The organism is Achromobacter pestifer, from assembly GCF_013267355.1.
GTDB lineage: Bacteria > Pseudomonadota > Gammaproteobacteria > Burkholderiales > Burkholderiaceae_B > Achromobacter > Achromobacter pestifer_A.
Genome location: NZ_CP053985.1, coordinates 4905265 through 4918071, shown reverse-complemented (window position 1 = coordinate 4918071; position 12807 = coordinate 4905265). Strand labels below are relative to the sequence as shown.

General features: G+C 68.7%; 9 protein-coding genes. 8 read left to right on the top strand and 1 reads right to left on the bottom strand.

What is annotated here, in order from left to right; translation table 11 throughout:
• Positions 1–3 precede the first annotated feature (3 nt).
• The 8 genes from FOC84_RS23375 to FOC84_RS23340 all read left to right on the top strand — a co-directional run bounded on the left by FOC84_RS23375 (position 4) and on the right by FOC84_RS23340 (position 11183).
• The gene (locus FOC84_RS23375) at positions 4–1299 is read left to right on the top strand and encodes an acetyl-CoA C-acetyltransferase (protein WP_173146542.1); all 1296 of its coding nucleotides are present in this window, start codon (positions 4–6) and stop codon (positions 1297–1299) included.
• Positions 1296–3254, top strand: coding sequence for a 3-hydroxyacyl-CoA dehydrogenase NAD-binding domain-containing protein (locus FOC84_RS23370; protein ID WP_173146541.1), 1959 nt, complete (start codon positions 1296–1298; stop codon positions 3252–3254). Before FOC84_RS23375 ends, FOC84_RS23370 begins: the two co-directional genes overlap by 4 nt.
• 77 nt (positions 3255–3331) lie before the next feature.
• Positions 3332–4654 (top strand): OmpP1/FadL family transporter, encoded by a 1323-nt coding sequence (locus FOC84_RS23365; protein WP_173146540.1) that lies wholly within the window; start codon positions 3332–3334, stop codon positions 4652–4654.
• Positions 4655–4722: 68 nt separating this feature from the next.
• Positions 4723–7113, top strand: a complete 2391-nt coding sequence (locus FOC84_RS23360; RefSeq protein WP_173146539.1) for a 3-hydroxyacyl-CoA dehydrogenase/enoyl-CoA hydratase family protein — start codon at positions 4723–4725, stop codon at positions 7111–7113.
• A gap of 1 nt (position 7114) precedes the next feature.
• Entirely contained in the window at positions 7115–8314 is a 1200-nt protein-coding gene (locus FOC84_RS23355) for an acetyl-CoA C-acyltransferase (RefSeq protein WP_173146538.1), read from the top strand.
• Positions 8315–8331: 17 nt separating this feature from the next.
• Complete coding sequence (locus FOC84_RS23350; protein WP_173146537.1) at positions 8332–8877, top strand: DUF4442 domain-containing protein; 546 nt, start codon at positions 8332–8334, stop codon at positions 8875–8877.
• The gene (locus tag FOC84_RS23345; protein ID WP_173146536.1) at positions 8841–9431 is read left to right on the top strand and encodes a chalcone isomerase family protein; all 591 of its coding nucleotides are present in this window, start codon (positions 8841–8843) and stop codon (positions 9429–9431) included. The genes FOC84_RS23350 and FOC84_RS23345 overlap by 37 nt, the downstream gene beginning before the upstream one ends.
• A gap of 48 nt (positions 9432–9479) precedes the next feature.
• Positions 9480–11183, top strand: coding sequence for an AMP-binding protein (locus tag FOC84_RS23340; protein WP_173146535.1), 1704 nt, complete (start codon positions 9480–9482; stop codon positions 11181–11183).
• 50 nt (positions 11184–11233) lie between these two features.
• Here the strand turns inward: FOC84_RS23340 and FOC84_RS23335 are convergent, their stop codons facing one another.
• Complete coding sequence (locus FOC84_RS23335; RefSeq protein WP_173146534.1) at positions 11234–12802, bottom strand: sulfatase-like hydrolase/transferase; 1569 nt, start codon at positions 12800–12802, stop codon at positions 11234–11236.
• Positions 12803–12807: the final 5 nt, after the last annotated feature.

Below are 12807 nucleotides of genomic sequence, written 5' to 3'. Positions count from 1 at the left end.
TCGATGACATTCAAACCGGTTTACGTCGTCGACGGCGCGCGCACGCCCTTCCTGAAGGCGCGCACCGGCCCGGGCCCCTTCTCCGCCGGCGATCTCGCCGTGCAGGCGGGCCGCGCCCTGCTGCTGCGCCAGCCCTATGCGCCCACGGACCTGGACGAGGTCATCGTGGGCTGCGCCGCGCCTTCACCCGACGAAGTGAACATCGGCCGCGTGATCGCGCTGCGCCTGGGCTGCGGCAACAAGGTGCCAGGATGGACCGTCATGCGCAACTGCGCATCGGGCATGCAGGCATTGGACTCCGCGGTCGCCAACATCCAGTCCGGCCGCTCCGAACTGGTGCTGGCCGGCGGCACGGATGCGCTGTCGCGCGCGCCGGTGCTGTATTCGGACGAGATGGTGCGCTGGCTGGCAAGCTGGTACGCCGCCCGCGGCGCGGGCGCCAAGCTCGCGGCGCTAGGCCGCTTCCGGCTGCGCAATCTCGCGCCCGTCATCGGCCTGCTCAAAGGCCTGACGGACCCGGTGGTTGGCCTGTCCATGGGACAGACCGCCGAGAACGTCGCCACCCGCTTCGGCATCGACCGCGCCGCGATGGACGCCTATGCGGCGCAAAGCCATGCGCGCGCGCTGGCGGCCCGCGCGGCGGGCGCGCTGGGCGAGATCTCGCCGTTGATCGACACGCAGGGCAAGCTGTATCCCGACGACGACGGCGTGCGCGACGACTCCACGCCCGAGAAACTCGCCAAGCTCAAACCCGTCTTCGACAAGCCCTGGGGCAACATCACCGCGGGCAACAGCTCACAAGTGACCGACGGCGCCGCCATGCTGGTGCTGGCCTCCGAGGAAGCGGTCCGCAAATGGAACCTGCGGCCGCTGGGCCGCATCGTCGACAGCCAATGGGCCGGCCTCGATCCCGCTCAGATGGGCCTGGGCCCGGTGCACGCGGCCACGCCCATCATGCAGCGCCATGGCCTGGGCCTCAATGACCTGGACTTGTGGGAAATCAACGAGGCCTTCGCCGCCCAAGTGTTAGGCTGCCTCGCGGCCTGGCGTGACGATGCCTATTGCCAGGAGCACTTCGGCACGCCAGCCTGGGGCGACCTGGACCCGGCCCGGCTCAATGTCGATGGCGGCGCGATCGCCATCGGGCATCCCGTGGGCGCTTCCGGCGCCCGCATCGTGCTGCACCTGCTGGCGGCCCTGAAGCGCCGCGGCGCCAGGCGCGGCATGGCGGCCATCTGCATCGGCGGCGGCCAAGGCGGCGCGATGCTGGTCGAAACCCTGGACGAGGACCGCCCATGACCACACTGGACACGCTTGCGCACTGGCGCCTGGAGCGCGACGCCGACGGCCTGGCCTGGCTGACCTTCGACCGCGCCGGCAGCGCGGTCAACGCCCTGTCCGCCGACACCATGGGCGAGCTTGCCGTGGTGCTGGACGCGCTGGACGCGGCGCCGCCCGCGGGCCTGGTCATCCGCTCCGGCAAGACCAGCGGCTTCATCGTGGGCGCCGACGTCAATGAATTCGCCAGCCTGGACACGCCCGAACAGGCGCGCGCGCTGGTCGCGCGCGGTTGGAATCTCTTCAACCGCCTGGCCGCGGTGCGCTATCCCACGCTGGCCCTGATCCAGGGCCACTGCCTGGGCGGCGGCCTGGAGCTGGCGCTGGCCTGCCGCTACCGTCTGGTGGCCGACCAACCTGGCACCTCGCTCGCGCTGCCCGAAGTCATGCTCGGCATCTTCCCCGGCTGGGGCGGCATGCTGCGCCTGCCGCGTCTGATAGGCGCGCCTGCCGCGTTGGACATGATGCTGACCGGCCGCGGCGCCGACGCGCGCCGCGCCGCCGCGCTGGGCCTGGCGGACGCACGCGTGCCGCCCCGCCTGCTGCTGGCCGCCGCGCGCCAGACGGTGCTGTCGCGCAAGGCGCCGCGCCGTGCGCGCGGCGTCGGCGCCTGGGCCGACCGCTGGCCGCTCAAGGCCATCGTCGCCGGCCGCGCCCGCAAGCAGATCGCGGCCAAGGATCCCCTGGGCCACTATCCCGCCGCGCCCGCCATCGTCGAGATCTGGGAAAAGCACGGCGGCAACGCCTTGCAGGCGCCCGCGCTCATCGACCGCATCATTTCCTCCGATACCGCCCGCAACCTGCTGCGGGTATTCCGCCTGCAGGAACGGTTGAAGGCCAACGGCAAGCAGCCCGGCATCGCGCCCGCGCGCCACGTGCACGTGGTCGGCGCCGGCGTGATGGGCGGCGACATCGCGGCCTGGTGCGCGCTCAAGGGCATGACGGTCACCCTGCAGGACCAGGACATGGCGCGCATCGCGCCCGCCATCAAGCGCGCCGCCCAGCTATTCTCGCGCCGCCTGAAGGATCCACGGCTGGCGCGCGCGGCGTTCGACCGCCTGGTTCCGGATCCTGCGGGCGGCGGCGTGCCGCTGGCGGATATCGTCATCGAAGCCATCAGTGAACAGCCCGAGGCCAAGCGCGCGCTCTACCGCTCGCTGGAGCCGCGCATGAAGGCCGATGCGCTGCTCGCCACCAACACCTCCAGCCTGCCGCTGGAAACCTTGCGCGCGGACCTGGCGCGGCCGCAACGGCTGGTCGGCATCCACTTCTTCAATCCCGTGGCCAAGATGCCGCTGGTGGAGGTGGTGCACGCCGAAGGCGATGCAGGCGAGGCGCAAGCCCGCGCCTGCGCCTTCGTCGGCCAGATCGACAAGCTGGCGCTGCCGGTCAAGAGCGCGCCGGGCTTCCTGGTCAACGCCGTGCTGGCGCCCTATATGCTGCAAGCCATGCGCAGCGTGGACGAAGGGCTGGCGCCGGAGGCCGTGGACGCAGCCATGGTTGCATTCGGCATGCCGATGGGACCGCTGGAGCTGGCCGATACCGTGGGGTTGGACATCGCAAGCGCGGCAGGCGCGGAACTTGCTGCAGGCGCCGAGCCGCCGCGCTGCCTGGCCGAGCGCCTGGCGCGCGGCGACCTGGGCAAGAAGAGCGGCCGCGGCTTCTACACGTGGCGCGACGGCAAGCCGGTCAAGGGCGCCAGCCAGTCAGGCGCGCCCGCTGGGCTGGCGCAGCGCCTGATCCAACCGCTGATCGACGCCACGCGCCAGCGCGTGGATGCGGGCATCGTCGCCGACGCCGACCTGGCCGACGCGGGCGTGATTTTCGGAACGGGGTTCGCGCCATTCACGGGCGGCCCCTTGCATTACCAGAGCAGTAACGCGTTGCGAAGTATAAGACCGGCTGAGGCCGATTAGGACCTGTACACCCTAAACCGGAACGACAAGACCGGCAGTGCCATAGAGACATCTATCCATCACGAGGAGGCAGTACCATGAGCAGACGTTCATTGTCCCTGAGCACCTTGTCGGCCCTCGTGGTCGGCCTGGGCGCAACCACGGCAACGCACTCGGCCGGCTTTCAGCTCCTGGAGCAGAACGCCAGCGGCCTGGGCAACGCCTACGCGGGCTCTGCGGCGAATCCGGAGAACGCCAGCATCATCTATTACAACCCGGCCGGCATGACCTACCTGCCCGGCTTCAACGTGTCCGGCGGCGTCAACCTGATCAGGCCGTCGTTCAAGTTTTCCGACAACGGCGACAGCCGCAATCCCAGCATACCCGGGCTGCCGGGCACCGGCCTGGGCGGATCGCGTCCGACCGGCGGCAACGGCGGCGACGCCGGCAACCTGGGCGTGGTGCCCAATATGTACGCCTCCTGGCAATTGAACGAACAGTGGTACATCGGCCTGGGCGTCGGCGCGCCCTTCGGCCTGATGACCGAGTACGACGACGGCTGGGTGGGCCAGTACCACTCCAACAAATTCGAGATCAAGACGATCAACGTCAACCCGTCGATCGCCTACAAGGTCAACGAGAAATTCTCCATGGGCTTCGGCCTGAATTGGCAGCACATCGACGCCAATTACAAAAAGAAGGCCGTGCTTCCCGTTCCCGGCATGCCGCTGGGCACCACCGGCGACGCCGACCTGAATCTCAAGGGCGACGCCTGGGGCTGGAACGTGGGCTTCATGCTGCAACCGACGGAAGACACCCGCATCGGCCTGTCCTACCGCTCCAAGATCAAGCACACGGCCAAGGGCGACACTGACATCACCAGCATCTATCCGCGCGGCAACTCGGTGTCGTTCGACGCCAAGGCGACCGTATCACTGCCCGACACCCTGATCCTGAGCGCGGCGCACCAGTTGAACGAACGCTGGGAGCTGCTGGGCGACGTTTCCTGGACGGGTTGGAGCAGCATCCCAAATCTGCTGATCCGCAACTCGGGTCCCGGCGCGCGCGACGACAACCTGCCGCTGAATTTCCGCGACAGCTGGCGCGTCGCCCTGGGCGCCAACTACAAGTTCGCGCCCAACTGGAAGTGGAAGTTCGGCGTCGCCTTCGACCAGTCGCCCGTGTACAAGGAAGCCGACCGTCCGACCTCGCTGCCGGACAACGACCGCTACTGGCTCTCGACCGGCGTGCAGTGGCAAGCCACCAAGGACACCACGCTCGACGTGGGTTACACCTATCTCTACCTGCGCAAGACGGACATCGACACCACGTCCGGCAACCAGCTGACCAAGGGCCGCGTCGCGGGCACCTATGACAGCAATGCCCACATCCTGGGCATACAGCTGTCGTCCCGCTTCTAACCCGCCCCGGATGGCGGCCCAGTCCGGTTCGGACCGCCCCGCCATCCGCTTTTTTTCAGGAGACTGCCTTGAGCAAGTTCGTCGTCAAACACGTCGCCGTCCTGGGGGCCGGCGTCATGGGCGCGCAGATCGCCGCGCATCTGGCCAATGCCGGCGTGCCCGTCACGCTATTCGACCTGGCCGCCCCCGAAGGCGACCGCAACGGCACGGTCAAGAAGGCGATCGCCGGCTTGAAGAAGCTGGAACCCGCGCCCCTGGCCGGTTCAGCGCGCCTGGCGTACATCGCGCCCGCCAACTACGACGACGACCTGGAGCGCCTGCGCGGCTGCGACCTGATCATCGAGGCCATCGCCGAACGCATGGACTGGAAGACCGCGCTGTACGAGCGCATCGCGCCGCACGTGGCCCCTGGCGCCATCATCGCCTCCAATACCTCGGGCCTGTCGATCGACGCGCTGGCCAACGCCCTGCCCGCGGGCCTGCGCGACCGCTACTGCGGCATCCACTTTTTCAATCCGCCCCGCTACATGCGGCTGGTGGAGATCATCGCCACCTCGCACACCCAGCCCGCCGTGCTGGATCAGCTCGAAACCTGGCTGACCTCGACCCTGGGCAAGGGCGTCATCCGCGCGCTGGACACGCCCAACTTCGTGGCCAACCGCATCGGCGTGTTCTCGATCCTGGCGGCCATGCACCACACGGCCCGTCTCGGCCTGGCGTTCGATGAGGTCGACGCCCTGACCGGGCCGAAGATCGGCCGACCCAAGAGCGCCACCTACCGCACCGCAGACGTGGTCGGCCTGGACACGCTGGCCCATGTGGTCGGCACCATGGAAAAGAATCTGCCGGACGACCCCTGGCACCGCTACTTCAAGCTGCCCGAATGGCTCTCCGCCCTGATCGCCCGGGGCGCATTGGGGCAGAAGACCGGCGCCGGCGTCTACCGCAAGCAGGGCCGCGAAATCCAGGTGCTGGACCTGAAGGCGCAGGACTACGTGCCCAGCGCGGGCAAACTGGCCGACGACGTCGCCGCCCTGCTCAAGGAACGCGACCCGGGCAAGCGCTTCGCCGCGCTGCGCGCCAGCAGCCATCCTCAGGCCCAGTTCCTGTGGAGCCTGTTCCGCGACATCTTCCACTACAGCGCCGTGCAGCTCGAACACGTGGCGGACAACGCGCGCGACCTGGACCTGGCCATGCGCTGGGGCTTCGGCTGGGCCCAAGGTCCGTTTGAAACCTGGCAGGCCGCCGGCTGGCAGGCCATCGCCGCCGCGGTGGCCGAGGACATCGCCGCCGGCCAGGCCATGAGCGACGCGCCGCTGCCGGCGTGGGCGCTGGAACCCGGCCGCAACGGCGTGCATGCGCCCGAAGGCTCCTACTCCGCGCGTACCGGCCAGCTGCGCGCGCGCTCGACGCTGCCGGTGTACCGCCGCCAGCTGTTCCCCGAGCGCGTGGTCGGCGAAGGCGCCAGCGAGCGCGGCGTCACGATCTGGCAGAACGAAGGCGTGCGCCTGTGGAACCTGCCGCAGGTCGACGCCGGCGTAGCCATCCTTTCGGTCACCTCGAAGAACCATACCCTGGGCGCGGAAGTGCTCGAAGGCATCCTGCAGGCGGTAGCGCGCGCCGAGCGCGAGTACGACGGGCTGGTCATCTGGCATGACGCGCCCTTCGCCGTGGGCGCCAACCTGCAGCAGGTCGCCGAGGCCTGCGCCGCTGGACTATGGGACATGCTGGAAGCGACGGTCGAGAAATTCCAGCGCACCTCGCAGTCGTTCAAGTACGCGCAAATTCCCACCGTGGCGGCCGTGCAGGGCATGGCGCTGGGCGGCGGCTGCGAATTCCTGATGCACGCCTCGCACCGGGTGCTAGCGCTGGAAAGCTATGTCGGCCTGGTCGAGGCCGGCGTTGGGCTGATCCCGGCCGGCGGCGGCAGCAAGGAGTTCGCCGGCCGCGCCGCCGCGCTGGCCGCCAAGACCGCCACGCCGGGCGAGGTCTTCCCGTATCTGCAACCGGTGTTCCAGACCATCGCCACGGCGCAGGTCGCCAAGAGCGCGCTGGAAGCCATCGCCACGGGTTTCGCCCGCGAGCATGACATCGTCGTGTTCCACCCGGACGAGCTGCTGTACGTCGCCATCGGCCAGGCGCGTGCCGCGGCCGAGGCGGGCTACACGCCGCCGGCCCGCCTGCGCGACATTCCGGTCGCAGGCCGCAACGGCATCGCCAACTTCGAAATGGTGCTGGTCAACATGCGCGAAGGCGGCATGATCAGCGCGCACGACTACCGCGTGGCGCGCAGCGCCGCCGTCGCCCTGTGCGGCGGCGAGGTCGAAACCGGCGCCAAGGTGGACGAGGAATGGCTGCTGGCCGTGGAACGCAAGGAATTCGTGGCACTGCTGCGCACGCCCGAGACACAGGCCCGCATCCGCCACACCCTGGACACCGGCAAGCCCCTGAGGAACTGACATGAGCAAGCAGATTCAAGACGCCTACATCGTCGCCGCCACGCGCCTGCCGGTGGGCAAGCGCAACGGCGCCTACATCACCACCCGCCCCGACGACATGCTGGCCGCCGCGCTCAATGGCGCGCTGGCCCAGGTCCCCGGCCTGGACGCCGCGCGCATCGACGACGTCATCGCCGGCTGCGCCATGCCGGAAGCCGAACAAGGCATGAACGTGGCCCGCATCGGCCTGTTGCTCGCCGGCCTGCCGCAAAGCGTGGCCGGCGTCACCGTGAACCGCTTCTGCGCCTCGGGCCTGCAGGCGGTGGCCGACGCCGCGGCCCGCATCCGCACCGGCGAGGCCGACATCATGATCGGCGCCGGCACCGAGTCCATGAGCGCCATGCCGCAGATCATGGGCAACAAGGTGGCGATGAACCCGGCCATCTTCGAACACCAGGAAAACATCGGCATGGCCTTCGGCATGGGCCTGACCGGCGAGAAGGTCGCCGAACGCTGGAAGGTCTCGCGCGCAGACCAGGACGCCTTCGCCTTGGCCTCGCACCAGAAGGCCTGCGCAGCCATCGCCGCCGGCCACTTCCGCGCCGAGATCACGCCCTATGAAACGGTATCGCGCCAGCCCGGCGACGCCAGCGGCACGGTACGCGTCACGCGCCGCCTGGTCGAGGTGGACGAGGGTCCGCGCCCGGACAGCAGCGCAGAGGCGCTGGCGCGCTTGAAGCCCGTGTTCGCCGCGCGTGGCAGCGTCACCGCCGGCAACAGCTCGCAGATGTCCGACGGCGCCGCCGCCGTGATCCTGGTGTCCGACCGCATCCTGCGTGAACTCAATCTGAGCCCGCTGGCGCGCTTTGCCGGCTTCGCCGTGGCCGGCGTGCCGCCCGAAGTCATGGGCATCGGTCCGGTCGCGGCCATCCCCAAGGTGCTGCAACGCGCCGGCATCGGCCAGGACGCGCTGGACTGGATCGAACTGAACGAGGCCTTCGCCGCCCAATCGCTGGCCGTCATCCGCGAACTGAAGCTGGACCCGGCCAAGGTGAATCCGCTGGGCGGCGCGATCGCGCTGGGCCACCCGCTGGGCGCCACCGGCGCGATCCGCACGGCTACCCTGACCCACGGCCTGCGCCGCACCGGCGGCAAGTACGGGCTGGTGACCATGTGCATCGGCACCGGCATGGGCGCGGCGGGGCTGTTCGAGGCGATGTAGGCGGAGCGGCGCGGAACATGAAGCCCTATTGGTTCAAGAACCTGTCGCCGACATGGCGGGCGCGCCTGATGCGGGTGGGCTTCAACCTGCATCCGGCGTTCCGCGCCACCGGCGGCAAAGTGGTGCATGTGTCCGCGGACTTCCACCATATCCGCATCAAGCTGCCGCTGCTGCGGCGCACCCGCAACATCGTCGGCTCGATGTACGGCGGCTCGCTGTTCGCCGTGACCGACGGCGCCCACCCCACGATGCTGATGTCCGCGCTGGGCGCGGACCACATCGTGTGGGACAAGGCGGCCACCATCCGCTACCGCAAGCCGGCCTACGTCACGCTGTACGCCGACTTCCGGCTGGCGCCGGGCGAGATCGCGGAAATCCGCAAGCTCCTGGCGCGCGACCATGAAACCACCCGGACCTATACGGTGGAGCTCAAGGACCGCGACGGCGTCGTCTACGCCGTGGTGGAACGCACGATCTATATCGCAGACAAGAAGTTCTACAAGCAGAAGAACACTGGAGGAGAACCATGCGTCGCATCCCCGGAGGGCGAACCGCCGCCCTGAGCCTCATGCTTGCCGCCTGCCTGGCCGGCGCCCCCGCGCAGTCCGCCGACGTGGAAGTCGCCGGCGTGCGCGTGCCGGACAGCCTGTCGGAAGGCGGCCGCGCGTTGGTGCTGAACGGCGCCGGCGTGCGTACCAAGTTCGTCGTCAAGGTCTACGTGGCCGCACTGTACGCCACCGCGAAAAGCAGCGACGCGGCCGCGCTGGTCAACAGCGAGGAGCCGCGCCGCATGCGCCTCTTGCTGCTGCGCGACGTCGACAGCAAAAGCCTGGACGGCGCCCTGCAGGACGGACTGCGCGACAATACGTCGGCGCAGGAGCTGGCCGAGCTGAAGGCGCCGGCCGCCCGCCTGTCCGCCCTGATGGCGGAAATCGGCGCGGTGCGCGAAGGCGACGTGGTCGACCTGGATTTCGACGCCCGCGGCGTCGCGGTCACCGACAACGGCAAACTGCGCGGCCGCATCGACAGCCCCACGTTCGCGCGCGCCCTGCTGCGGGTCTGGCTAGGCGAAAAACCCGCGCAAGCCTCCCTGAAAAAAGCCCTGCTGGGCGGCTAGGCCCCCAGGCTCTTCTTGCTGTACAGGCCCCACACGGAAATCCGGCAAATGGAACGAATCTGGCAGAAAAGCTATCCCGCGGGCGTGCCCGCGGAGATCGAGATGGACGGCGTGACGACGCTGGTGTCGGTGGTGCGCGAGAGCTGCCGGCGCTACGCCGGCAAGACCTCGTACATCAGCATGGGCAAATCGCTCAGCTATGCCGAACTCGACCGGCTGACGCGCGAATTCGCGGCCTGGCTGCACGCCAACGGCCTGGGCCGCGGCGACCGCGTCGCGCTCATGATGCCCAACCTGCTGCAATACCCCGTGTGCCTGTTCGGCGCCTTGCGCGCCGGCTGCGTGGTGGTCAACTGCAACCCGCTCTATACCCCGCACGAACTCCAGCACCAGTTGGCCGACTCGGGCGCCCGCGTCATCGTGGTCGCGGACAACTTCGCCGCCACCGTGCAGAAGGCCCTGGACGGAACGGCGATAGAACGCGTGGTGGTGACGTCCATCGGCGAGCTGCTGGGGCCGCTCAAGGGCCGCCTGGTGGATTTCGTGGTCCGCCGCGTCAAGCGCATGGTGCCCGCGTGGTCCCTGCCCGGCGCCGTCCGGCTGGGCGATGCACTGCGCGCCGGGAGCAGCGCGCCCTTTGACGAAGTGCAGCTGGACCAGCGCGACCTGGCCTGCCTGCAATACACCGGCGGCACCACCGGCGTGGCCAAGGCGGCCATGCTCACCCACGGCAACCTGGTGGCCAACCTGAGCCAGGCTTACGCCTGGGTCCGGCCGCTGGTGACCGAAGGCGAAGAGTGCATCGTGACCGCCTTGCCGCTGTATCACATCTTCGCGCTGACGGCGAACTGCCTGACCTTCATGAAGATGGGCGCCAGCAACCTGCTCATCATCAACCCGCGCGACATCCCCGGGCTGGTCAAGGAAATGCGCAAGGTGCCGTTTTCGGCCTTCACGGGCGTGAACACGCTGTTCAACGCCCTGCTCAACAATCCGGATTTCGCGCGCCTGGATTTCTCGCGATTGCGCCTGACGATGGGCGGCGGCATGGCGGTGCAGCGCGCCGTGGCCGACCGCTGGCGCGCCGTCACCGGCCGTTCGTTGGCTCAGGCCTATGGCCTGACCGAAACCTCGCCCGCGGTCACGATCAATCCGCTGGACGTGAAGGAATTCACCGGCTCCATCGGCCTGCCCGTGCCATCCACCGAGATATCCATCCGCGATGACGCCGGCACGGAACTGGGCATAGGCGAAACCGGTGAAATCTGCGTGCGCGGTCCCCAGGTCACGCAGGGCTATTGGCAACGGCCCGACGAAACCGCGCTGGTCCTGTACGCGGACGGATTCCTGCGTACCGGCGACGTCGGCTATGTGGACGAGAAAGGCTACGTGTTCCTGGTGGACCGCAAGAAGGACATGATCCTGGTGTCCGGCTTCAACGTCTACCCGAACGAGGTCGAGGACGTGGCCGCCCTGCATCCCGGCGTGCGCGAGGTGGCGGCGGTGGGCGTGCCCGACGAGCGGTCGGGCGAGGCCGTCAAGCTATACGTGATCCGCAAGGACCCCACGCTGGACGCCGAGACGCTGATCGCGCACTGCCGCAAGCAGCTGACGGGCTACAAGGTGCCGCGCTACATCGAGTTCCGCGATGACCTGCCGCGCACCAACGTCGGCAAGATCCTGCGCCGCGAGTTGAAGCCCGCGGCGCAGGAAGCCGCGCAGTCGCAGAATCGGCAGCCGAGCCGGGCCTGAAGACCGCCGGCTCGCGGCCAACGCGGGCCGGCGCCTGCCGCTGGCCCGGACTACCACTGCCCGAAGTACACCCCTGCCCGCTTGTGGGCGTTGGTCCCCTTCTCCACGGCCTCGTCGCTGATGGTGGTGCGGCGCTTGCCGCGCAGCATCCATTCCAGCAGGCGCTCGCGCAGCGCGAGGCGCGTTTGCGCATGCGCGCTGCTCGCGCCCAAGTCCTGGAACTCGTCCGGATCGGCTTGCAGGTCGAAGAGCTGTTCGCGCTCGTCCAGCCAGTACACGTAACGCCAGCGGTCCGTGCGCACCGACCAGGCGCGGGCGTTCTGCGGCGTCTTGCCACACAACACGCGGGCCTGGCGGAAGCTGTAGTCCAGCTCCGAGTAGACGCAGTCGCGCCAGGGCGTGGCGGCATCGCGGCCGTGTAGCAAGGCCTGCAGTTCGCGGCCCTCCAACCGGTGCCCGGGGCCAGGTTTTCCCAGCGCGCGCAGCACCGTCGGCACCAGGTCCACGCTTTCCACCATGTCGTCCAAGGCGCGGCCGCGCGTGGCGTCAGCCGCGGCCGATGGATCCATGACGATGAAGGGCACGCGCTGCACGGTGTCGTAGAACAGCTCTTTTTCGCCCAGCCAGTGGTCACCGAGGAAATCGCCGTGGTCCGCGGTGAACACGATGAGCGTGTTCTTCATCAGGCCCGCGCCTTCCATGTAGTCGAACAGACGGCCCAGATGGTCGTCCAGCTGCCGGATCAGGCCCTGGTAGGCCGGACGCACCACGCGCACGCATTCGTCGGTGGCAAAGCTGACGCTCTCTTCCTGCTGCCGGTAGGCCGCCACCACCGGATGCGCGTTCTCCAGTTCTTCCCGGTTGCGCAGCACCGGCAGGCATTGGTCCGGCGTGTAGAGCTTGTGGTACGGATCCGGCGCCATGTAGGGCCAATGCGGCTTCACGTAGCTCAGGTGCAGCACCCAGGGCTGGCTGCCGCGCCGCTTCATGAAGTCCAGCGCCTGGTCCGTCATATAGGCGGTCTCGGAATGCGGCTCGGCCACGCGCGCGGGCAGATGCGCGTTGCGCATGTTCCAGCCGCTGACCACCTGGCCGCCCGCATCCACCGCGGCGATCACATAATCGGTCCACGGGTCCGCGCTGTCGTAGCCGTGGCGCCGCAGAAAGGCGGGATAGCCGCTTTCGTCGCCCGGCGCATGGTGGCCGTCGTAGCGGTCCAATTCGGTGAAGCCGCCACGGCCGAGCAGGATACCCAGTTCGGAGGCGCCATCGATCGCCAGCCGCTCCATGCCGGCCTTGTCGGGAATGATGTGGGTCTTGCCGGCCAGCGCCAGTTCGCGGCCCTGCCCCGCCAGGTATTCTCCCAACGTGATCTCATTGACCGATAGCGGCACGCGGTTCCAGGTGGCGCCGTGGCGCGAGGGATAACGGCCTGTGTAGTAACTCATGCGCGACGGACCGCACACCCCCGAATTCGCGAAGGCGCGGTCAAAGCGCGTGCCGCGCGCCGCCAACGCATCCAGGCTGGGCGTCTGCAAATAGGGATGGCCATAACAGCTCAGGTGATCGGCCCGCAGCTGGTCCGCCATGATGAACAACACATTCTGCACCTCGCTCATTGCCG

Bases quoted from the DNA above. Each gene is read 5' to 3' on its own strand.
- FOC84_RS23340 (WP_173146535.1), top strand. From the start codon at position 9,480: ATGGAACGAATCTGGCAGAAAAGCTATCCCGCGGGCGTGCCCGCGGAG.
- FOC84_RS23345 (WP_173146536.1), top strand. From the start codon at position 8,841: ATGCGTCGCATCCCCGGAGGGCGAACCGCCGCCCTGAGCCTCATGCTT.
- FOC84_RS23365 (WP_173146540.1), top strand. From the start codon at position 3,332: ATGAGCAGACGTTCATTGTCCCTGAGCACCTTGTCGGCCCTCGTGGTC.
- FOC84_RS23355 (WP_173146538.1), top strand. From the start codon at position 7,115: ATGAGCAAGCAGATTCAAGACGCCTACATCGTCGCCGCCACGCGCCTG.
- FOC84_RS23350 (WP_173146537.1), top strand. From the start codon at position 8,332: ATGAAGCCCTATTGGTTCAAGAACCTGTCGCCGACATGGCGGGCGCGC.
- FOC84_RS23370 (WP_173146541.1), top strand. From the start codon at position 1,296: ATGACCACACTGGACACGCTTGCGCACTGGCGCCTGGAGCGCGACGCC.
- FOC84_RS23375 (WP_173146542.1), top strand. From the start codon at position 4: ATGACATTCAAACCGGTTTACGTCGTCGACGGCGCGCGCACGCCCTTC.
- FOC84_RS23335 (WP_173146534.1), bottom strand. From the start codon at position 12,802: ATGAGCGAGGTGCAGAATGTGTTGTTCATCATGGCGGACCAGCTGCGG.